17 protein-coding genes are annotated in these 20,983 nt (G+C 71.7%); 5 read left to right on the top strand and 12 right to left on the bottom strand.

Annotated elements, in window-relative coordinates:
* The first annotated feature begins 7 nt into the window (after nt 1–7).
* Entirely contained in the window at nt 8–1,024 is a 1,017-nt protein-coding gene (locus PPSIR1_RS19685) for a DUF4003 family protein (protein ID WP_006972883.1), read from the top strand.
* Nucleotides 1,025–1,027: 3 nt separating this feature from the next.
* On the opposite strand, the gene PPSIR1_RS19680 is transcribed toward PPSIR1_RS19685, so the two are convergent.
* The 4 genes from PPSIR1_RS19680 to PPSIR1_RS19665 all read right to left on the bottom strand — a co-directional run bounded on the left by PPSIR1_RS19680 (nt 1,028) and on the right by PPSIR1_RS19665 (nt 4,781).
* On the bottom strand, nt 1,028–1,897 hold the full coding sequence (locus tag PPSIR1_RS19680) for a hypothetical protein (protein WP_006972882.1): 870 nt from the start codon (nt 1,895–1,897) through the stop codon (nt 1,028–1,030).
* A gap of 139 nt (nt 1,898–2,036) precedes the next feature.
* On the bottom strand, nt 2,037–3,350 hold the full coding sequence (locus PPSIR1_RS19675) for a hypothetical protein (RefSeq protein WP_006972881.1): 1,314 nt from the start codon (nt 3,348–3,350) through the stop codon (nt 2,037–2,039).
* 40 nt (nt 3,351–3,390) lie between these two features.
* Entirely contained in the window at nt 3,391–4,236 is an 846-nt protein-coding gene (locus PPSIR1_RS19670) for a hypothetical protein (RefSeq protein WP_006972880.1), read from the bottom strand.
* Entirely contained in the window at nt 4,233–4,781 is a 549-nt protein-coding gene (locus tag PPSIR1_RS19665; protein WP_006972879.1) for an RNA polymerase sigma factor, read from the bottom strand. The genes PPSIR1_RS19670 and PPSIR1_RS19665 overlap by 4 nt, the downstream gene beginning before the upstream one ends.
* 124 nt (nt 4,782–4,905) lie before the next feature.
* On the opposite strand from PPSIR1_RS19665, the gene PPSIR1_RS19660 reads away from it, so the two are divergent.
* Nucleotides 4,906–5,307, top strand: coding sequence for a SpoIIAA family protein (locus tag PPSIR1_RS19660; protein ID WP_086001512.1), 402 nt, complete (start codon nt 4,906–4,908; stop codon nt 5,305–5,307).
* Between the two features lie 18 nt (nt 5,308–5,325).
* On the opposite strand, the gene PPSIR1_RS19655 is transcribed toward PPSIR1_RS19660, so the two are convergent.
* From PPSIR1_RS19655 to egtB, 3 genes are all read right to left on the bottom strand, one after another.
* Nucleotides 5,326–6,459: a hypothetical protein gene (locus PPSIR1_RS19655; protein ID WP_006972877.1), complete on the bottom strand. Its 1,134-nt coding sequence runs from the start codon at nt 6,457–6,459 to the stop codon at nt 5,326–5,328.
* Nucleotides 6,460–6,781: 322 nt separating this feature from the next.
* On the bottom strand, nt 6,782–8,446 hold the full coding sequence (locus PPSIR1_RS19650; RefSeq protein WP_006972876.1) for a hypothetical protein: 1,665 nt from the start codon (nt 8,444–8,446) through the stop codon (nt 6,782–6,784).
* A gap of 45 nt (nt 8,447–8,491) precedes the next feature.
* Nucleotides 8,492–9,853: an ergothioneine biosynthesis protein EgtB gene (gene egtB, locus PPSIR1_RS19645; protein WP_006972875.1), complete on the bottom strand. Its 1,362-nt coding sequence runs from the start codon at nt 9,851–9,853 to the stop codon at nt 8,492–8,494.
* Between the two features lie 151 nt (nt 9,854–10,004).
* Between egtB and PPSIR1_RS19640 the strand changes: the two genes are divergently transcribed.
* Nucleotides 10,005–10,619 (top strand): hypothetical protein, encoded by a 615-nt coding sequence (locus PPSIR1_RS19640; protein ID WP_006972874.1) that lies wholly within the window; start codon nt 10,005–10,007, stop codon nt 10,617–10,619.
* Between the two features lie 18 nt (nt 10,620–10,637).
* On the opposite strand, the gene PPSIR1_RS19635 is transcribed toward PPSIR1_RS19640, so the two are convergent.
* Complete coding sequence (locus PPSIR1_RS19635) at nt 10,638–11,921, bottom strand: hypothetical protein (RefSeq protein WP_157595735.1); 1,284 nt, start codon at nt 11,919–11,921, stop codon at nt 10,638–10,640.
* 48 nt (nt 11,922–11,969) lie between these two features.
* Nucleotides 11,970–13,052 carry a prolipoprotein diacylglyceryl transferase gene (locus PPSIR1_RS19630; RefSeq protein WP_006972872.1) on the bottom strand — a complete coding sequence of 361 codons (1,083 nt, stop codon included), beginning with the start codon at nt 13,050–13,052 and terminating at the stop codon, nt 11,970–11,972.
* A gap of 302 nt (nt 13,053–13,354) precedes the next feature.
* Here PPSIR1_RS19630 and PPSIR1_RS19625 point away from each other — a divergent pair, with 302 nt between their 5' ends.
* The gene (locus PPSIR1_RS19625; RefSeq protein ID WP_157595734.1) at nt 13,355–14,716 is read left to right on the top strand and encodes a TlpA disulfide reductase family protein; all 1,362 of its coding nucleotides are present in this window, start codon (nt 13,355–13,357) and stop codon (nt 14,714–14,716) included.
* A 39-nt stretch (nt 14,717–14,755) separates the two neighbouring features.
* Here the strand turns inward: PPSIR1_RS19625 and PPSIR1_RS19620 are convergent, their stop codons facing one another.
* From PPSIR1_RS19620 to PPSIR1_RS19610, 3 genes are read right to left on the bottom strand one after another with little or no spacing between them, the layout of a single operon-like run.
* The gene (locus PPSIR1_RS19620) at nt 14,756–15,727 is read right to left on the bottom strand and encodes a trypsin-like serine peptidase (RefSeq protein ID WP_006972870.1); all 972 of its coding nucleotides are present in this window, start codon (nt 15,725–15,727) and stop codon (nt 14,756–14,758) included.
* A complete protein-coding gene (locus PPSIR1_RS19615; RefSeq protein WP_006972869.1) occupies nt 15,724–17,541 on the bottom strand; it encodes a hypothetical protein in 1,818 nt (605 codons plus the stop codon). The genes PPSIR1_RS19620 and PPSIR1_RS19615 overlap by 4 nt, the downstream gene beginning before the upstream one ends.
* 58 nt (nt 17,542–17,599) lie before the next feature.
* Nucleotides 17,600–19,420 (bottom strand): choice-of-anchor I family protein, encoded by a 1,821-nt coding sequence (locus PPSIR1_RS19610; RefSeq protein ID WP_006972868.1) that lies wholly within the window; start codon nt 19,418–19,420, stop codon nt 17,600–17,602.
* A 231-nt stretch (nt 19,421–19,651) separates the two neighbouring features.
* On the opposite strand from PPSIR1_RS19610, the gene PPSIR1_RS19605 reads away from it, so the two are divergent.
* Nucleotides 19,652–20,971, top strand: coding sequence for a lycopene cyclase family protein (locus tag PPSIR1_RS19605; protein WP_006972867.1), 1,320 nt, complete (start codon nt 19,652–19,654; stop codon nt 20,969–20,971).
* Nucleotides 20,972–20,983 lie beyond the last annotated feature (12 nt).

The following is a 20,983-nucleotide window of genomic DNA, read 5'->3' as shown; positions in this document are numbered from 1 at the left end:
TTGCGCCATGCCTCCCTTTCGCGACTCCGAGCGAGGACCCTCGAGCTCTCCCGACTTCGATCCCCTGCAGCGCTTCCGCGCGCTCTCGGAGGCCTTCGAAGCGGACGCCGGGATGCTCACCGACCGGGTCCCGCTGCGCTTCGTGGCCGTGAACCTGGTGCTCAACCCCCGCGAGCCCGCCGAGCTCGCGGCGGAGGTCCGCGCCCTCCAGGCCCAGTTCGACGCCAACTTGCCGTGGTACTCGGGCATCGCCCCGCCCGTGCGCACGCTGATCGCCGGGGTGATGATCGAGCGCGGCGACGACCCCGACGCCTTCCTCGCCGAGGTCGATCGGGTCCGGCCGATCATGCGCGAGGTCGGCATGCGCCGGCAGGAGATCTATCAGGTGCTGTCGATCCTCGCGCTGCGGGTCAGCAACGAGCTGGGGCCCATCGAGCGCGCCCAGGTCGAGCGCATGCAGGCCATCTTCGAGGCGATGAAGAAGCACCACTGGATGCTGACGGGGCCCGAGGACCTGCCGGCCTGCGCGTTCATGTCGACGCGCAAGGAGGGCGCGGAGGCCCTGGCCCAGCGGGCCACGGACATCTTCTCGGCGCTGCGCAAGACGGCCGGGCTGTGGCGCGGGGACCCGCTGCAGACGGCGAGCAACATCCTCGCGCTCAGCGGCGTGGACGCCCAGTCCATGGCCGCGCGCTTCCGCCTGCTCGCCGAGCAGCTCCACAAAAGGGGCGTGCGCGTGGGCACGGCCGAGTACGACGACGTCGCCGTGCTGTGCTTCCTGCCGCAGCCGGTCGAGCGCGTGGCCGAGACCGTGGCGAACTACCGGGACGTGCTCCGCAAGGACCTGCGCTGGAGCGAGCGCTCGCTGGCGATGAGCCTGGCCGTCAACCTGGCCTTCGTGCGCCTGGTCGGTCAGGACCCGGAGCTGGCGGCCCTGGCCGACGCCAAGAGCCTGCTCGACATGCAGACCATCGTCGCCGCGCGCCAGGCCGCGGCTGCTGCTGCGGCCGGCGGGGCGCGCTGAGCTTTACTGGCGCACGAGCATCCACGACTCGCGGTCGAACTCGCCGTCGGAATTGACCTCGCTGGGCGGAGAGTAGTGCGCCATCGGGACGTGGACCTGATAGTCGACGCCGTCGATGCTCAGCACGCCGATCTCGCCCTCGCCCAGGGTCACCGAGTCGTTGGCGGCGTCGAAGGTGAGCTCGGAGGCCGCCCACCACTCGCAGGCCGCGCCCTCGCCCAGGGTCTGTCGGGTGACCTCGTAGCCCGCGCCGACGAAGGCCTGCCACCAAAAGGGGTAGTTGCGGTGGCTGGTGATCACGAGCTCGCCCTGATCGTCGTAGATGTCGACGTCCTCGATCACGCACATCGTGGGGATGGGCGGCGGCTCGATCAGCTTGCGGCCGATGTGGATCGACAGGCAAGCGGGGAGCTCGGGCTGCCAGTCCTCGTTCCACAGCTCGATGACGAAGGTCTGCGGGTCGGGGACGAGGCACTCTTGCTCGCAGGGGCAGGTGTCGAGCTCCCAGACGCCGGGCTCCGGGTTGCCCGTGACTCGCCCGCTGAACACGAAGTCCTGGCAGTCGTCGGCCACGACGGAGCCCTCGAAGCTGTGGTCGTGGGTGGACTCGCAGGGGCCGTCGCCGCCGCGGGAGTCCGTGGTCGATTCGGACTCGGTCAATTCGCTTTCGGCCCCGGTCGATTCGGACTCGGTCGATTCGGCCCCGGTCGATTCGGACTCGGTCGATTCGGCCTCGGTAGTCGAGCCGGTCTCGGTGGTCGAGCCGGGCCCGTCTCCGGTGCTCGAGGACGCGCCGTCCTCTTCGCCGAACTCGTCGTCGCCCACGGGGACGACCGCGTCGCCGCACCCGCCGAGGGCGAGCGCGCTCCACAACCCGCACGCCCCCACCAACACTCTCGTCCGTTCGCCGATTGATCGCACCGCCTGGTCTCCCGCTCCCCCCATGGTAGAGGAAGACCAGGCGCTGCCGTCCCGAGCGGTGTTGGCGGGGGCGTGTGGCTTGCTCCAACTGTCAGTCGATGAAGGTGTTGGCCATGGCCGCGAGGGCCACGCCGTAGCCCTCGATGTCACACACCGAGTGAACCCCAGCCTCGAAGCCCTGGATGGCCTCGAGCATGCGGACCGGGGGCACGGCCTGGAGCGGGTTGTCGACGTCGAAGGGATCGGGGCCCTCGCAGCCGGGGCCAACACCGAAGCTGTCTTGGAACGCGGGGTCCGTGGCCGAGACGTCCGCGTAGTGGGGGTGGCCGCTCCCGTCGACCCCGGTGATCAGGCCGACGCGCACGGGCAGGCCCTTGTCCGAGGCCAGGGCCTGGAGCACCGCGGTGTAGTTGCTGGGCGGGCTGAGCACGGCGTTCGCCACGTTCGAGGGCTGGCCCTGAGTGTTCTTGTTGGCCGCCTGGCAGTCGAGGTCGTCGGCGTCCCCGGAGCAGTCCACGCCCGCGTTCCAGCACACCGCGCTCGTCGGGAAGGGCGAGTTGGGGTCGGACCAGAACGCCTTGTCGCCGTCGGCGTCGAAGATCGAGTTGGCCACGTCGTTGCCGTTCACCGAGCAGTCGACCTCGTCGGTGATGATGATGATGAGCAGGCCGGCGTCTTCACGGATGAAGCCGAAGCTGCTCTCGCCTTCGCTCACCGAGCGCACGATCGCGAGGTGGGCGGACTCGAGGGGCGACTCGAAGCCGCAGCCGTTGACGCCCTGGGGCAGCAGGCAGTCGAGGGCGGCGATGGCGTCGTCGCCGGCGATGTTGAGCTCGCCGTCGACGCGCTCGAGCCAGGGCTTGCCGTTCGTCGTCGACAGCTCGCCCGGGCTCAGGTCGCACAGATCCGAGCAGCCGACCTCCGTGATGTCGATGGTGTCGGCGAACAGGAAGTCCTGGAGGCGATCGGTGCAGGCGCTGTAGACCAGCTGCCCGCCCTCGGGGGTGCCCTGGCCGCCGGGGCACCAGGGGTTGCCGTTGTCCGTGGTCGTCACGCCGATGCGCCAGTCGACGCCGGCGGCGTCGAGGGGGTCGATGAGGCTCGAGACCGACTTGACGAAGTTGGTCTGGATCGCGCCCATGCTCCCCGAGTTGTCGAGGACCACGAGGATGTCGAGGCTATCGGCCGTCTGGGCGCCGGTGGTCGTGGTGTCGCCCGCGGTGGTGCCACTCTCGGTGGTGTCGCCCCCGGTCGTGCCGTCTTCGCTACCGTCACCGGTGCTCTCGTCGGCGACGTCGTCGGTGCCCTCGTCGTCGATGTCACCGAGGCTCTTGTCCACGATGACGCAAGCGCCGAGGAAGGCGAGGGACAGGATGGGTGTGAGGCTGAGAATGGAACGAGTCATGGCTCGCCGGTGCCATGCGCGGGCGCGGGCGAGTCCGTGGTTATTTTTTTCCGCCGTCACACGCGAGCTCGACCTGGCGGCGCAGCAGCGCGCTCGGCTTCCCTGCGTCGAAGGGCTCTCGGGCGCGCTCAGCCTCGGCGTAGCGGCCGACAGAGCACAGCCGAGCGATGCGCAGGGCCTCGCGCTCGTCGGCGAGGGTGCTGCTCGGAAAGCGCTCACGGTGCTGCTCGAGGAGAGCGAGGGAGCGGGCGGCGGGCGCCTCGCGGGCCTCGCGGAGCAGCGCCAGCTCGGCCGCGAGCTGGGGACCCGCAGCTTCGCTCGCGGCGCTGCGCGGGGCCGCGGGGGAGGGGTGCTCGGCTTCGGTCTCGGGGCTCGGGCTGGGCTGGAGCTTGGGGGCGGGAGGCGCGGGCGCGTCGGCGAGGGGGATCGTCGTCGTCGTCGGCTCGGTCGCCCCCTCCGAGGCGCTGACTTCGGGCGCGCTCAGGGTCGCTTTTGTGGACGCCGGAGCCGTCGGCGCGCGCATGGGGGCCGCCGCCAGCCACAGCGCGCCGAGGCCCGCGGTCGTCAGCCCCGCGAGGGCGCCCGCGGCCTTGGCGAAGTAGAGGACCTTGCCCGCGCCGCCGAGGCTGCTCGCGCCCGGGCTCGACGCGAGCTCGAGGGGCGGGCTCGCGTCGAGGCCCGGATCGAGGTCGAGGTCGGCACCGAAGTCGCCGTCGAAGTCGCCGTCGAAGTCGCCATCGAACTCGGAGCTGGGATCGCAGGTCCCGGCCACGGCCAGCCGCGCATGAAAGTCCGCGAGCATGCGCCCCTCGGCGCCAGGCGGGGGATTCCAGGTCTGCGAGAGATCGTCGATGGCACGCTCGAGGTTTGGATCCGTCGGCGTCATGGCTGCCCTCCTCGGGCCTGGAGCTTCTTGGTGACCTTGGCCCGCGCGGTCCGCAGCCGCCAGTACACGGTGTTGAGCTTCTCGCCGACGAGCTCGGCGATCTCGGGCCCGGTCATGCCCTCGAGCTCGGCGAGCACAAAGACCGTTCGGCTGCGCTCGTCGAGCTCGTCGAGGGCGCGCTCGAGCCGGGCGAGGGCCCGGCGGCGAGCGGTCCGCTCATCTGCGGGGGCCTCGGCCTCGGCGACCAGCGCCAGATCTGGGGGCCGCGATTCGCGGGCCTGTCGGCGACGATGGTTCGCCGCGACCCGTCGGGCGATGCCAAACAACCACGAGCGCGGGGCGAGGGCCCGACTGTCGGCCTGCCAGTCTGCCCACCGCCGGTAGACCACCATGAACACGTCCTGCACGGCGTCCTCGATGCGCGCCTCGGGCACGCCGTGGGCCCGGAGCATGCGCCACACGTAGGCGAACTCGCGGCGGTAGAGCGCGTCGAACTCGAGCAGCTCGGGCTGCGCGGGGCGCGGGCTGGGACTGGGGGCGGACATCGGGTGCTGGGGCCATGCCGGAGGCGGGCGCAATCCGTGGTTAAAAATTTAGCAGGTCGGCGAGTTTCTCTCGTGCGCCAGTGGGAGGGCCCCCACGAGGCCCTGGGGCCCGATCTTCGCTAGCATGCCCGCGAGACGGAGCCCCGACATGGAGCATCGCGTGGACTTGGAAGAGGGCGGCATCTTGCACATCCGCGTGCGCGGGACGCTCTCGCCCGAAGACGTCACCCAGATCGCCGCGCGCATGCGCGAGGCCTTCAGCGGCGGGGACCAGCGCCTGGTGCTCATGGATCAGCGCGAGGCCGAGCCCCGCTTTAGCCGGGAGGCTCGCAAGGCGATCCAGCGCGAGGCCCCGGAGCTGGTCTGGGACCGCGGCGGGCTCTACGGCCTGACCCACTTCAACCGGATGATCTCTCGGGTCATCGTGGGCTTGGTCGGGCGCTCGAAGGAGACCCGGTTCTTCGACACCGAGGACGAGGCCCGGGCCTGGCTGCGCGCGGGCATGGCCCCGCGAGACCCGCCCTGAAATTTGTTCGCGGGCAGGTCAGCGCGGGCGGGGGTCGAGGCGGAGCTCGACGACGGCCAGGGCCCGCACGCCGACGGGGGCGTACTGCCGGACCTGCGAGCCGTCGAGGCTGAAGCCGGTCGCAAACAACGAGGCGACCGCGTCGACCTCGGCGCCGATGGCCACGCGCGCGGGGGCGCTTTGCGGCCCTGGGACCCAGCGCAGGCCGGGGCCGGCCTCGATGGCCAGCCAGGGCTGGTTCGCGTCCCGGGAGCCCGCCAGGGTGTCGAGGGGGCGGCCGCGCACGGCTCCGACTTCGATCCCGGCGCATAGCGGGAAGGACAGCGCGGGCCCGGTGCGCGGCTCGCCGCAGCCCCGGGTGCCGACGAGCCAGCCGTCGAAGTGGGCGCTCCAGCCCTGGTCGAGGTCGAGGAGCACCGGCGGCAACCAGGCGCCGCGCAGCTCCCACCGCCACCCGCGATCGGCGACGATGAAGGCCCCCGCGATCACGCCCGCGCCTGCGCGCAGGGGTCCGTAGCCGCCGCCGCCGAGGAGGGCGAGGCCAAACTCGGGGAGCGGGGTCGAGGGTGCGTCGGCGCTAGCGCTCTCGCTCAGGTTGAGGGCGGGGAAGGGGCGCGCGTCCGGGGGCCCGAGGGGGTCGCGCAGGCGCGGCTGTGGCGTGGCCTCGGGCGACTGTGGCGTGGTCGCCTCGGGCTCGACCGTCGGTGGGGGGGATTGGTCCCGCTGCCGGGGGCGCTGCGTCGGCGGGCGAGCGGTGAGGGCCTCGAGCTGCGTCGCCACGGCGACGGGGTCGAGGAGCACCGCGATCAGCAGGGCCGCCGCGTCGGCCGCGACCGCGCAGCTCTCGGCTTCGAAGGCCTCTCGGTGGCGCCCGATCGGGGTCTGGAGCTCGAGGGTCGTCCGCCAGCGCTCGGCCTGGCCAGGGCTCGCGTCGTGCTCGAGGGTGACCTGGGCCTGCAGGGGGCTGGTCGTGTCGTCTGTCAGCTCGAGCGCGGGCGCGAGCTCGCGCAGCTGGAGCTCGAAGTCCTCTGCGCTCGGACACCCCGGAGCGGCGGGCCAGTCGACGGCGAGTCGCGGCTGGGGCTCAGCCCCGGCAGGCGGGCCCGCGGGAGCGAGCAGGCCCAAGCCCAGCACGAGCGTCCGAAGCAGCATGCGGGCTGGAGACTAGCAGGTCGGGGATTGTCTCGGCGCGGGCCACAGTGCGTCGCCGGCGTGCGAGACCGCGAAGCCAAGACGAAGCTGTACCGGGTGTACAGCGAGTTTTTGGCGACAAAGGACTCGCGCGTTGGGGGCGTGCTGTGGCTCGTGTCGAGGAAGTCCCCGGCCTACCGAGAAAGGCAGCCGCCCACGGGTTCAACGCCAGCTGAGTCCGTGGACGATGCTTTCGTGGATCATGGGTCCCGGCGCGGCCGGGGTGGGCGACTGCTAGCCCATCGACGCGGGGCCGCCAGGGTCGCGGTGTTCGCGGGCGGGGCTAGCCCTCGAACCACTCGAACAGGTGCACGCCCGCGTGCGGGATGTCGAAGATCGCGTTGCCGGCGAGGTCGACGATGGACCAGCCCTCGCCCCAGGGCCCCTGGAAGTCCTTCATCTGCGAGTAGGCGACGCAGCGACCCTCGGCGTCGATGCGGTGCGAGCGGGCGTCGGGGGCCACGAAGGTCACCGGGCCGCGGATGTACTGGGCGCTGTCGTCGGTCAGGGCGTTCGCGGGCGGGCGGCCCCAGGGTGTGTCGCAGAAGTTGTTGTTGCTGAACTTCGAGTGCAGGTAGTGGCTCTCGCCAAACTCGCCGCCGCCCATCCAGCCGACGTCGTGCATGGGCAGGCCCAGGGTCGTCCAGGTGTCGGGGTCGTCCTGGCGCATCATGCTGGCGGCGTCGCCGTCGAACCACACCATGAGCAGGCGCCCGAGGTGGTCGAGGTTGGGGGTCGTGCACTTGGGCAGGACCGTGCCGGGGGGCGGGGTCGGGGTGACCTCCTCGAGCTCGTTGTCCGGGCTGAGGCGGAAGAAGCGATCGCTCTCTCCGGGCTTCCAGGTCCGCAGCAGGGACCACTCGCTCACGAACTCGTAGGGGCGCAGCTGCCAGTCGCCGTGCTCCCACTCGAAGGTCCCGTACCAGCCCTCGGCGAACAGGGCCTCGATGGCCGGGGCGGGGATCAGCTCGATGCTCTCGGGGGCCTCGACGACGATGGTCCAGTCGCCGTTGATCTCGGCCGCGTAGACGAGCTCGCCGCTGGGCGTGAACCGGGCCTGCCAGGCCGCCAGGGGGTAGGTGGGACCGAATTCCTGGCCGGTGCTGACCTTGCGCCAGGCGTAGAACTCCTCCGGGGGCGGCTCTTCTTCGGCGCTGTTGTGGGGGCGGTAGATCGGCAGCCAGTCGTTGGCGCGGATCGTCAGGTGCACGGGCTCGCCCTCGCCCTCGTCGAGGAGCGCGTCGTCCTCGAGCACGACGAAGTGCGGATCGGTGTCGCCGCAGTCGTAGCTCTCGATGACCACGCGGCCGTCGGGCTGGACCGCCGAGCGGGTCACGGTGTGGGGGATGGGCAGGCCCTCCCAGATCGCGTCGCCGGTGTTGCGATCGACCAGGGCCCCGAGCGAGCTCGACGCGCAGTCGTCGGGCATCTCGGCGATGAAGGCCCACTGTCCGGCGCCCGACACCTGGTACTCCACGACGACGTCGTCGCGGACGAGCAGCTCGCTGCCGTCGGCGCGTTGGAAGCGGACCTGGCTGATGTCGTCGTCGCTGCGGGCGCCCGAGCGCACGAGCGCGCCGATGACCTGCCCGGGATCGGCGTCTGCGGACAGGCAGGGCGTGTCGGCCTCGCAGGGTTCTTCGCAGGGCTCGACGCCGCCGGTGTCGGTGTCGGTGTCGGTGTCGGTGTCGGTTTCCGTCTCCGTATCGGTCTCGGTGCCAGTCTCGGTCTCGGTCTCCGTGCTGGTATCGGTCTCCATTCCGGAGTCGGTCTCGGAGCCGGTGTCCGTGTCCGTGCTGGTGTCCGTGTCGCTCCCGGTCGAGTCGCTCTCCGTGTCCGAGTCCCCGACCTCGTCGTCCTGGCCGTCGCCTCTGTCATCCGCGGGGCAGCCGAGGGTGAGCAGCGAGGTCGAGAGCAAGGCGAGGGGAGTCCGCGGGCGCACGCGCATGCGCGGACTGTACCCCGCGCTCACTCGCGCGATGCTGGCGATGGGTTAGCTCAGATCGCGAGCCAAGCGCACGCCCGTGAACTGCCAGCGCTTGGGCGCGTGGAAGAAGTTGCGGTAGCCGACGCGCACGTGGTCCGCCGGCGTGACGCACGAGCCCCCGCGCAGGACCATCTGGTTGCACATGAACTTGCCGTTGTACTCGCCCACGGCCCCGGGCGGGGCGCGGTAGCCGGGGAAGGGGGCGTAGGGGCTGGCGGTCCACTCCCACACTTCGCCGAACACCTGGGCCAGGCCGCTGGTCTCGTCGTCGGCCTCGCGCAAGCTGGCGGCCTCGGGGTGGAGGGCGGCGCTGGCCAGGCCCTCGCCGGTGAGCGGCAAGAGGTTGGCGGTCGCGCGCAGGTCGGTGCCGGCGCGGGCCCGGACCACGCCATCGACGACGCGCTCCCACTCGGCCTCCGAGGGCAGCCGGGCCTCGGACCAGCGGGCGAAGGCGTCGGCCTCGTAGTAGCTGAGGTGGGTGACGGGCTCGTCGAGGCCGAGGGGGCGCTGGCCGTCGAGGGTGAAGATGGACCAGGACCCGGGATCCGTGTCGCTGGGATCCGTGTCGCTGGGGTCGGCGGCGCGCCAGTAGGCCGGGGCGGTCCAGCGCTCGGCGCAGACCGTGTCCCAGCCCTCGGCGAGCCACAGCTGCGGCCGCCGGTAGCCCCCGTCGGCCATGAAGGCCAGGTACTCGCCGCAGGTCGCGGGCCGGCTGGCCACGGCGAAGGGCTCGAGCCACCGCTTGTGCCGCGGGCCCTCGTTGTCGAAGCCAAAGCCGGCCGCGGGCGCGTCGAGGTCTCGGCCGACCTCCACGAGCCCGCCGGGGTCTTCGATCCAGCGCAGCGCCTGGGCTTCGCTCGGCGAGGGCGCTCGGGGCTCGCGGCGGTAGCTGGGCGCGAGGGGGTTGGCCGAGAGGACGTGCAGGATGTCGGTGAGCAACAACTCCTGGTGCTGCTGCTCGTGGTGCAGGCCGAGCTCGACGAGTCGCAGTTGGGCGTCCGAGGCTCCGCGGGCGAGGAGCTCGAGGACCCGCTCGTCGACCCAGCGGCGGTAGCTCTGGATCTCGGACACGGTCGGGCGCGAGAGCAGGCCCCGCTGGGGCCGGGCGTGCATCTCGCCGACGGTCTGGTAGTAGCTGTTGAACAGGAAGTCCCAGCCCGATCGGTACGGGGCGAAGTCCGGGCCGGCGAGCACGAAGGTCTCGAAGAACCAGCTGGTGTGGGCCAGGTGCCACTTCGTCGGGCTGACGTCGGGCATGCTCTGGATGCACTGGTCCTCGGGCTCGAGGGGCTCGGCGAGGGCCAGGCTCAGGTCTCGGACCCGGCTAAAGGCCGCGGACAGGTGTTCGGGGTCGAAGCGGGCCGCCATGGCGGGTCCAGCTTTGCCGTCGTCGACATCCTCGTCAAGCAAGCAGGTCTGCTAGGGCGTGCAGGTACACGGACATCCGGGGAGGAAAAAGTCCGAGTTTTTCGTGACGGGATCACCCGGCGCCGGTTACTGATCCAAAGGGAGACCGAGCATGCCGACCCATCAAGGCCAATCGCAGACTGACATCATTCTCAACGGCGGTGGCAACTCGATCACCGAGGACACCAGCTTCGACTTCAACGCCACCTACGGCCAGCTGGGCGACCTCCAGGTCCTCGACCTCGCGCCGGGCAGCGATCGTCAGTACATGGCCTACGAGCTCAGCGTGCGGGATGCCACGGGGGCGACCGTCGCCACCTTCGCCGCGCGCTACAAGGCCTGGGTCGACCGCGGCTCGGCCGACGGGCGCAAGAGCATCACCATCAACAACACCTTCAACCCCGTGCCCGACGGCGACAGCCCCAATTGGCCGTCCACGGCAGACACCACGGCCGAGCGGGTGTGGAAGGTCGACACCTTCGACGACTCGGGCAACCTGTTCGGCACGGCCCAGGCGAGCTGGCAGGTGCGGACCACCGTCGAGCGCGGGGCGCGGGTGATCCAGACCGTCGTCGACCAGGACGCCAACTTGCTGCGCCTGCACCTGGTCTACCTCCAGGGCAACGTCGTGCTCCTCGACGTGGTCACGACCATGGACGGCGCGGTCACGACCCAGGGCACCGTGGTCGCCGATCCGCCCGACGTGACCGACCGCTTCACGCCTTGAAGTCTGGGCGGCTCCGGGTCAGCTTGGGTCGATGCGGGCCTCGAGGATCACGTGGCGATCGTCGGGGCCGGCCTCGCGCAGCCCCTCGGGGCTGAACTGCAAGCTCGCGTTGGCGAGGTACCAAAAGCGGGTCGCATCCACGAACGCGCCAGTCGTCGGCCCGCCCATGCGCGGGTGGGTGTCGTCGAGGATGCGCGCGCGGACGAGGGCGCGCCCGCTGGCGTCGAGCTCGATGGCCCACACGCGGCCGGGGGAGAAGAGGTTCTGGACGCCGACGAGGGTCGTGCCTGAACGCGCGAGGCCGTCGATGCCGCCCAGCGTGGCCACGCCCGCGCCCTCGGGCAGGGCGAGGCGCTCGACCGCGCCGCTGGTGTCGACGCGGTGGATGCCCTCGAAGTCGGCGACGTAGACGACCCCGGGCTCGGGTCCGGCGACGATGCCGTTGGCGCCGAAGAAGGTGCCGGGCGCCGCCAGCTCGACGAAGCTCCCGGTCGCGCTGGGGTCTTCGCCGGGGGTGTGGACCCACAGGGCGCCAGCGCCCGAGTCCGTGGCGACGACGCGGCCGTCGGCCAAGACGGTGAGGTCGTTGAGGCCCGGGTGCGGCCCGAGGGCGCGGCCGAGGAAGCGGCCCTCGTCGGCCGGGTCGAGCGAGAAGCCCCACACGCCGCCGAGGCCCTGCTCGGCCTCGTCGAGGCTCGGAACGAAGGGGGCGCCGACGGCCACGACCCACAGCTGCTGGCGGCTCGCGTCGACCTCCATGCCGAGCACGCCGAGCAGGCCCTCGGTCCGCGGGGCGACGAGCGCCCGGGTCTGCCCGCGGGTATCGGCGGCGTAGACCGCCCGCTCGTAGAGGCTCCCGACCAGGAGCTCGTTCGTCCGGGGGTTCCAGGCGACGCCTTCGGGGAGCAGGTCGAGGCGGTCGAGCTCCATGGCGACGGCCCCGTGCTCGACCGCCGGGGCGCGAGCCGAGAGCTGCGCGGCGATGGCCTGGAACTCGGGGGTGTCGGCGAGGGCGCCAAAGTCCGAGGCCTCGAGGGGGTAGTCCCAGGTGGGGACGGCCGCGAGGCGCTCGAGGTGGGCGAGGGCCTCGGCGTGCTCGCCCCGGGCCGCGGCCGAGCGGGCGAACACGTAGAGCACCCCGCCGTGCTCGGGGTTCGCGGCGAGCATGGCCTCGAGGCGTGCGCGGACCTGGGCCTGCGGATCGGCCTCGTCCGTCGGAGCGTCCGTCGGCGGCGGAGCGTCAGGCGACGCGCACGCGAGCGAGGTGAGCAGCATCAACGCGAGAGGGCCGGCAGAGCGCATGCGCACTCTCGGCCGACCCTCCGCGGACGGTGAAGGTTTCAGGGACGACTATTCGGCGTCCTCATCCTCATCCTCGCCATCGCCTTCCGGTTCGTCTCCCGGTTCCTCTTCGGCCTCCGACTCGTCCGCGGCGTCCTCGCCCTCGTCCTCGTCGTCGTCCTCTTCGTCGTCGTCCTCTTCCTCGTCCGCGGCGGCCTGGGCCTCGGCCCACTCGATGTCCGCGATGGGACCGTCGGCGGAGGCCTTGCGGCCCACGAAGATCAGCACGATCGCCGCGCCCACGACGAACAGCGAGATGAACTGGCTGGTCGTCATCATCAGCGGGACGCTGGGGTCGAGGCCGAGCTTGGTGGCCATGGCGGCGGTGTCGACCTCGAACACGTAGCCGCGCACGGCGTCACCCCGGAACATCTCGAGCACGAAGCGCGCGATGGGGTAGAGGATGACGTAGTGCAGCATCACCTGGCCGTGGAACTTCTTGTTCCGGGTCAGGTAGAAGTACAGCCACACGAAGATGCTGAACTCGATGACCGACTCGACCATCGGGATCGGGTAGCGCCCCATGCCGCCCGGGATGTGGGCGCCCGTCGCCGCCTCGGGGTAGTGGAGGGAGAAGGGTCCCTCGTGGGCGGCGCCGTAGCAGCAGCCCGCGAACACGCAGCCGATGCGGCCAAAGGCGTGGGCGAGGGCCAAAAAGGGCGCGCCGAGGTCGAAAAAGCGCAGCATCCGGGTCCAGCCCTGACGCATGGTGATCGGGCCGATCTCCTTGACGACCTCCTCGGTCTCCGTGGGCGGGTGCCGGCGGATGACGAAGTGCCAGATCAGGTACCCGACGGCGCCGAGGGGCCCGCCGTAAAACACCAGGCCACCCTCCCACAGCGCGATCAGCTTCCACGCCGGCCCCGCCATGAAGCGATCGAGCTCCGTGAGCACGTAGAGCATGCGCGACGCGAGCAGGCCCCAGATCACGGTCCACAGCGCGACCTTCTCCCACAGCTCGGGGGTCATGAGCTTGATGCGCTCGTTCTCCCTGCCGCCAAAAATGATGGCGAGGAGGAGGCCGGTCGCGACCATGATGCCGTAGGGCGCGATGCCGAAGTCGCCAAAAATTGGAATCTTGTCGGGATACATGGTGGCGAGCGTCTGTTAGCGAAAAGCGCGGGCGCCGTCCAGCGGGCCGTGATCCGCCTGGCCCCCGGCGGGCTGCGCTCGCTTTCGTCCGGCCTACGTGGGCTCTGAGGCGGTGTTACCCGGTGTTGAGGCGGCCCCCCGGCCAGGTGGCCCCCGGCGGCTCCTGGCGGCCGCGCACCCCGCGGGATGGGGAGGCAGGCCCAGGGGAGCCTCGCTCCGGGTGATCGCGCTGCCCCAGCTGGTGTGAACGGGCACGGATGGTCTTTCCTCCAGGGGCGCTGGCTCGTGCGAGCATGGCCGCCATGCCTGCGACGCCCGCGTTCACCCTTCGGGCCTTCGCGCTGGTCGCGGGCTTGGTGTTGGGCTCGGGCTGTTCGCCGCGCGAGGCCTCACCCGACGCGAGCCCGGAGGCGCGCAGGACCTCGAAGCGGGAGGCGGCGCCGTCCGAGCTGAGCCCCGAGGCCGTCATCCCGGCGCGCTTTCACGGCACCTGGCGCTTCGTCCTCGACAGTCCCGGGGGCCGCCTGCCCTTCCTGGTCGAGATCGACGCAAAGGGAGGCGCGCTCGTCGACGAGCACGAGCGCTTCGCCTTCGACGCTGCCGAGGTCCGGGACCAGCAGCTCCGCCTCGAGCTGGCCCACTACGACTCCGTGCTCGAGGGGCGCTGGAGCGTCGACGAGCGCGAGGAGGCGCAGATCGTCGGGACGTGGCGACGCCGAGCCCCGGGTCCGGGCGGGCTGACGCAGATGTCCTTTCACGCCGAGCCCAACGCCCACGAGCGCTTCGTGGTCGAGCACGAGCAGCTCCGCCCGCTGTCCGGGCGTTGGTCCCTGACCTTCTCCGAGGACGACGGCAGCACCTACGCCGGCCTCGCCGAGCTCCAGACCCGCCACGGCCCCGGGGCCGAGCCGTGGGTCGAGGGGACGATCCTCACCGACACGGGGGACTACCGCTACCTCGAGGGGGCCCTGGTCGAGGACCAGCTGCAGCTCGCGGTCTTCGACGGCGCGCACGCCTTTTCGTTTCGGGCCAAGCTCGACGAGGGCGAGCTCGTCGACGGTCACTTTTGGTCCCGGGACAGCTACCACGCGACCTTCGCCGGGACCCCCGTCGAGGCCGGCGCGAGCACGGGGTTGGCCGATCCCTTCGAGATCGTCGAGCTGACCGCGAGCGACGGCCGCTTCCACTTCGACTTTCACCAGCTCGGGGGCGGGAGCCTCACCCAGGACGACCCGCGCTTTGTGGGCAAGGTCGTGCTCGTGGAGCTGTTCGGGACCTGGTGCCCCAACTGCAACGACCAGGCGCCGCTGATGAGCGAGTGGTACGCCGCGTACCGCGGGCGCGGGCTCGAGATGGTCGGCATCGCCTTCGAGTTCTCCGGCGACGAGCAGTCCGACATGGACATGGTGGAGCGCTACGCTCGGCGCCACGACGTCGACTATCCGCTGTTGCTCGGGGGGACGAGCGACAAGAAGTCGGCGGCGCTGCGCGTGCCGGACTTGTCGGAGGTGGCGGCCTATCCGACGACGATCTTCATCGGCCGGGACGGCAAGGTGCGGCGGGTCTACAGCGGCTTTTCGGGGCCCGCGACGGGGGAGGCCTTCGAGGTGTTGAAGACGGAGTTCCGCGAGGAGATCGAGGGCCTGCTCGCGGAGTCGCCCTGACGTGGGTGGCGTCGGCTTTCCACCTCGAGCCGAGCGCCGCTAGCCCGCGTTGCCCTCGGCGACCCAGCGGCGAATGTTCGCCAACACCTGCGCCGTGATTCGCGTCGCCGAGTTGCCCAGGCTCGAGCCGCTCGTATGGATCCCGACCACGCGCCGCCGGCAGCGGTGGTCCAGCATCCACACCGGCGCGCCGCTTTGGCCGATCGCCGTATCGATGTCGTAGTGCAGCTGGTCCGCGTCGACGGTCTTGGCCCGCCGGGCCATCCACCACGCGGTACCCAGGGGCTTGTCCGCCGGGTAGCCCGCGAGGTTGAGGTAGGCCCCGCGCAGGCACGCGTCGGAGTAGACGCCAGTCGCGAAGCTGCCGACCTCGGGCAGGCCCTGGCCCTTGGGCAGCAAGATCGCGCCGTAGTCGTGGCGGCTGTGGGCGTCGACGGTCCAGCCCCGGACGCTGCGCAGCTGGGTCGCGCGGATGCTCGAGTAGGGGCGGTCGTCGCCGTCGCGCCCGGGCACGAGCTCGACGCTCGCCGCCCAGCCGCCCATGCGCTCGAGGTGGACGCAGTGGCCGGCGGTGATCACCGTGTGGGGTCCGGCGAACCAGCCCGTGCCGGCGAACACCTCGCCGGTCTTGGCGTGGATGCGCAGCTCGCAGATGGCCCGCCAGGGGTAGCGGTGGGTCTGGTGCAGGCGCACGCGCTCGTCCTTGCCGATGACGGACTCTTGGGCGTAGCCGTCGGCGGGCGCGAGCAGGCTGTCGATGGCGCGGGGTCGCCAAACGTCGCCCTCGACCTCGTGAGACTCGGCGCGCAGGCGATCGGGGTCGGCGCTGAGCAGCCGGGCCATGGTCCAGCCCGGGAGGGTCTCGAGGCCCAGGGCGGCGAGGGTGCCGGGGGCGAAGGGCGAGCCCTGGGGGTCGTCGCCGCCCTCGCCCTCGTCGGCGTCGTCGCCGTCGAGCTCGATCATCGCGTTGCTGACGGGCGCGTGGGGGTCATCGGGGTGGGGGCGGGTCATGGCGGGGCTCCGAGCGGGGTGGAAGGGCTTGGGAGGCCGGGCCAGGCGAGCTGGAGGCGGCCGTCGGTGTAGACGCGCTCGGCCTCGGACAGGCCGGTGGACGCCTCGCCGTCGAGGCGGCGGTGGACGGTCTCGACGGGGTCGATGACGGGGTCGCGCCCGCGGGTGAAGCTCTGCTCGCGGACGAGGACCAGGTAGGCCTTGTCGAGGAGCAGGGCGCGCGCGCGGGAGGGCATGACCAGGGCGGCGAGGTCCTCGGCGTCGGCGAGCGCCGCTTCATCGAGGGCGCCCCCGTCGACGAGCCAGCGGGCGATCATCTCGCGGTCGCCCCGGAGCGCGTCCCCGGCCAGGGCGCGCTCGAGGTAGACCGCGACCTCGCCCCGCCTCATCCCGACTTGCGGCGCGTCGGGCATGCCCGCGAGGCTCTGGTAGGCCCAGCCCGCGGCGCCCGGGAGCTTGCGCGGGAGGCTGAAGCTCTGGTCCGCGGGGACCCCCAGGCCGGCGTGGCAGCCCACGCAGGCGAAGTGCTCCTCCTCGGTCTGGACCCGCAGCCGACCCTGGTCGTCCTCGATGAAGGCCTGCAGCACCCAGCCCAAGCCGGTGCTCACCCCGTTCAGGGGGCCGCCGCCGTAGGCGGGCAGGGTGCCCTCGGCTGTGCCCTCGGTCCTTTGGCTGCGGGCGGCGAGGATGCGCGAGTCGCTGAGCTCGCGCTTTTTGTAGCTGTAGCGCAGCTCCTTCATGCGCGCGGCGACCATGCCGGGGGCGTCGGGATCGAGGTAGCGGATCGATTGGATGAACTCGGTGCCCTCGGGGTAGATCCCGCGACGCACGCGGTGGCGGTGGGCCCCGCCGACGTAGCGCTCGGGCAGGCCCGCGAGCTCGGTGATGGTCTTTTCGAGGAAGCCGTCGCCGTCGAGGTCGACGCCCGCGACCGTCTCGTCGAGGGGCTCGGTCGGCCAGCGCAGGGCCTCGTCGGCCAAGCCCGGGTCGCTGGCCATGCTCGCCTCGAGGATCGCCAGGTTGATGGCGTAGACGGCCTGGGAGGCCTCGCCCGCCTCGGTCTGGCGGTAGCGCTCGGGCAGGCGGACGGCGACGTCGTGGGTGCTGCCGTGGGTCGGCCAAGAGGAGCCCGGGAAGGGCTTGAAGCGGAACGCTCGCCAGCCGCTGCCGTCGACGGCCCAGCCCCGCTCGTCGAAGCCGGCGACGAAGTCGAGGTCGGGCCGGTAGCCGCGGTAGCTGCCCCGCCTGGGGTCGTCTTTCACGGCGGCCATGAACTCGCGCAGCGGCGTGTAGTTGTCCTCCCGGACCCACGCGAGCACGGTCGCGTCGTCGATCGCCTCGACGGCCGCGCGGCGATCTTCGAACAGGTTGGTCCAGCGGTTGACCTTGCCAGCGTCGGAGAAGGCGTAGCTGGCCTGGCGCTGCCGGTCGTGTCGTCGGTCGGGCAGGCTCGAGCTGCCGTGGCAGACCCAGCAGGGGTTGGCGAGGGCGCCGGACTCGGTCCGCGTGCGCGTGTAGCAAGCCGGGGGGACGGGCGCGTCGGGGTTGGCGCGCTGGCCGATGGTCTCGCGGGCGCGGCGGAGCGGGTCGTCGTCGAGGGGCGGCCCGTCGTAGGCGGGCGCGTCGGGTGCTCGGGGCTTCACCGAGGGAGGGGCGGTCGCCGGGCCTTTCGTCGCGCCGTCGTCGTCGATGCTGTCCACGCGCGTGGGCGCGGGCGCGCTCCCGCTCCCGCCACAGGCCGAGGGTCCCAGCCCAGCCAGGGCCACGGCCGAGAGCAGGACCGGGAGGCCCAGAGACAACGAGGAGCGCGCCATGGCGACCCCAGGGTCGCGCGATGACGGCTCCTCGGCAAGGTCCGGGGACCTGCGCCGACTACTCGGCGAGGATGGTGTAGACGCTGATCGTGCCGCTGACCTCGTTGGCCACGACCAGCAGGGGCTCGCCGGTGGGGCTGTCGTCGGCGAGCACGACCTCCAGGCCCTCGGGGCCCAGGTCGCCGCCCTCGCTGGCCTCGGCGTCGCCGTCCCACTCGCGGGTCGAGTTGTCGTAGACCACCAGGGCCGGGGCCTGGGGGTCGCTCAGGTCGTAGACGACCACGCCGCCGACGCGCTCGAGGCCGACGAAGGCGTAGGGCTTGCCCCACAGCGTGGCGATGGTGGTGCCCTCGGGCTCGGGGCCCTTGTTGTCGCTGCGGCTCTCGAAGGAGTCGTTGTCGTCGTTGTTCGAGTTGAAGTAGTCGGGCAGCGCCGCGGCGGTGGTCTGCTCGAGCTCGTCGCCGCTGTCCCAGACCAGGTTGCCGCTGGCCGACCACACCGACACGGAGCGGCCGCCGAAGGCGTAGAGCTGCTCGTGCTCGCCGTCGTTGTCGGGGTCGCCCATGAGCTCGCTGACGGTCAGGCGGCCGAGCTGCTCGTCTTGCTGGAGCGCGTCGGCGTCGGGGAACACGACCGGATCGAGGGTCAGGTCCTTGACGCGGACCTCCTCGTCGAGGGCGTCGTAGCCCCGGCCGTCGCCCTCGTTGGCGCTGAACACGTAGGTCTGGCCGTCGACCTCGAAGGTCGCGATGGCGTCGGGCTGGTACATGCCGAACACGGGCCAGTTGGCGATGGCGATGGCGCCGTCGTCGTCGCTGGGGTCGAGGCCCTTGCCGGGCTGGCTGTGGTTCTTGAAGCCCAGGGCGACGAGGGCGGTGACCGAGCCTTGGGCGATGTCGACCACGGCCAGGGCGTTGTTCTCCTGGACGGCGACGTAGGCCGTGGTCGAGTCGGCCGAGACGGCGACGTACTCGGGCTCGAGGTCCTGGGCCACGCTCGAGCCCGGGCCGAAGATGCGGATCGCCGGGTCGATGTTGGCCAGGCTAAAGGCGTTGAAGTCGGCGATGACCACGTCGCCGTCGGTCAGCGCGGCGACGTCCCCGGTGACGTCGACGATCGCCACGGAGCCCTCGGGGTCGCTGAGGTAGTCGTCGTCGGGCTCGCCCTCGTTGGCGGTCAGGACCTTGGTCCCGTCGGGGGTGAAGGTGATCATGTCGGGCATGGCCCCGACCTGGACGTCGTTGATGTAGCCGAGGTCGTCGGCGCTGAAGAAGGCGACCACGCCCGGGTCCTGGGCGACGCTGCCCTCGACGGCGACGGCGACCAGGCCGTCGTGGACCGCGACGGAGTTGGCCCCCGCGCCGTAGGCGGTGACGTCGATGGAGTCGATCAGGCTCAGGTTGGCCGGGTCGCCAAAGTCGAACACGTCGACGGTGGCGGTGAAGCCGTTGACCACGAACAGGCGCTGGGTCCCGACGTCGTGGGCGGTGATCTCGGCGGCGCTCTCGTCGAAGACCTCGGTCGCGTAGGTGCCGAGGAGCTCGAGGCCGGTCAGCTCGAGCTCCATGCCGCCGGTCTCGCCGGTGTCGGTCTCGGTGTCCGTCTCGGACTCGGTGGTCTCGGTGTCGGTCTCGGTGTCCGTCTCGGACTCGGTGGTGTCGGTGTCCGTCTCGGACTCGGTGGTGTCGGTGTCGGTCTCCGTAGTGGTCGTGTCGGTGCCCGACTCGGTGGTGGTGTCTTCGGTGCCGACCTCGTCGTCGGTGCCGGTGTCCGTCGAGTCGGCGGCGCCGTCGTCGGTGGTGTCGTCGCCGCAGGCGGTCAGGAGCGAGAGCGCGAGGCAGGGGAGGGACAGGAGCAAGAGGGGGTTGCGCGAATGCATGGTGGTCTCCGAGGGGGCTGAGGCCGCTATTTCGAACACCCCGGTGGCGCTGGCGGGTCTCCTCGATGACGCAGGGGTGAACTCGCGCGCGCTCCGTGAACCGCGCGTAGCGATTGGCTCGCGGCCCGTTGTTGTCCTTTTTGCCGCTTCTCCGAGCTCGCGGCTTGCGAGCGGTGTTTTCGCGGGCCACGCTCGCCCCGTGCGACTTCGCGTCCGCAGCGCGGTGACTCCATGACCGATCTCGACCGAGACCTGTGGGTGATCGGCGCGGGCCCGGCTGGGCTCGCCTTGGCCGAAGCTTGCGCACGCTGCGGGATCCGCCTCGGCGTCGTCGACCCGACGCCCGAGCGCCCCTGGGTCCCCAACTACGGCCTGTGGCTCGACGACGCCGAGGCCATCGGGGTGCGGGAGTTCGTCGGGGTCGAGTGGCCGCGGGCGCGGATCGAGCTCGGTAGCGGCGGGCGGAGCCTCGAGCGGGGCTACGGGTTGATGGACGCCGATGGCCTGCGCGCGGCCTGGGTGGCGCGCTGTAGCGAGGCCGGGGCGGCCTTCGTGGCGGGCTCGGTCGAGGGCGTCGAGCACGACGCCGCCGGGGTCACGCTGGCCCTCGCCGACGGCAGCTCGCTGCGCGGCAAGGTGGTCGTCGACGCGAGCGGGCACGGCTCGCGCTTCGTCGCGAGCGAGCCCGGCCCTGGCCCCGGCTACCAGGTCGCGTGGGGCGAGCTGTGGCCCGTGTCCGCCGTCCCCGAGGCCATGCGCGAGACCATGACCTTCATGGACTGGCGGGCGGTCCCGGGCGAGGAGGCCCTCGACGACGGGCTGCCGCCGACCTTCCTCTACGTGATGCCCGTCGCCGCCGACCGGGTGTTCGTCGAGGAGACGGTATTGGTCGGCCACCCCGAGGGCGAGCCAGGGTCGTGGTTCGAGCCGCTGAAGACGCGCCTGCACCAACGGATGAACCAGGCGCCCGCGGGCAGCCCCCTCGCTGAGCTCCGCGGGCTGCGTTTGGGCGAGGTCCTCGAGGTCGAGCGCTGCGTCATCCCCATGGGCGTGGCGCTGCCCGTGGCGAGCCAGCGGACCCTGGCCTTTGGGGGCGCCGCGGCCATGGTCCACCCGGCCACGGGCTACATGTTCACGCCGACCCTGCGCCGCCGCGACGGCGTGGCCCAGGCTCTGGCGGCGGCGCTGTCCCAGCCCGAGGCCGCCCTCGCCGAGGCCCTGGCCACGGGTCGGCTGCACCGCGCGATGTGGGCGGCGATCTGGCCCGCCGACCGCGTCCGAGCCTGGCGCCTCTACACCTTCGGCATGGGTATCCTCGCCCAGATGGATCGCCCGGCCATCGACGCCTTCTTCACGGAGTTCTTCGAGCTCGACGACGCGCGCTGGCGATCCTTCGTGTCCGCCAGCGCGCCCACGCCGGAGCTGATGGCGACCATGCTGCGCTACTTCGGCGCGGCGCCCTGGGGCATTCAACGGCGCCTGGGGGGCGCCCTGCTGGGCGGCTCGGGGCTGCGCATGGCTCGGGGCTTCGCGGGCTTGCGGCGTCGCTGAGCTCGATCGGAA

The sequence above is a fragment of the Plesiocystis pacifica SIR-1 genome (assembly GCF_000170895.1).
Classification (GTDB): Bacteria; Myxococcota_A; Polyangia; order Nannocystales; family Nannocystaceae; genus Plesiocystis; species Plesiocystis pacifica.
Note: the sequence above shows the minus strand (reverse complement) of the source record. Positions and strands in the feature narration are given on the sequence as shown.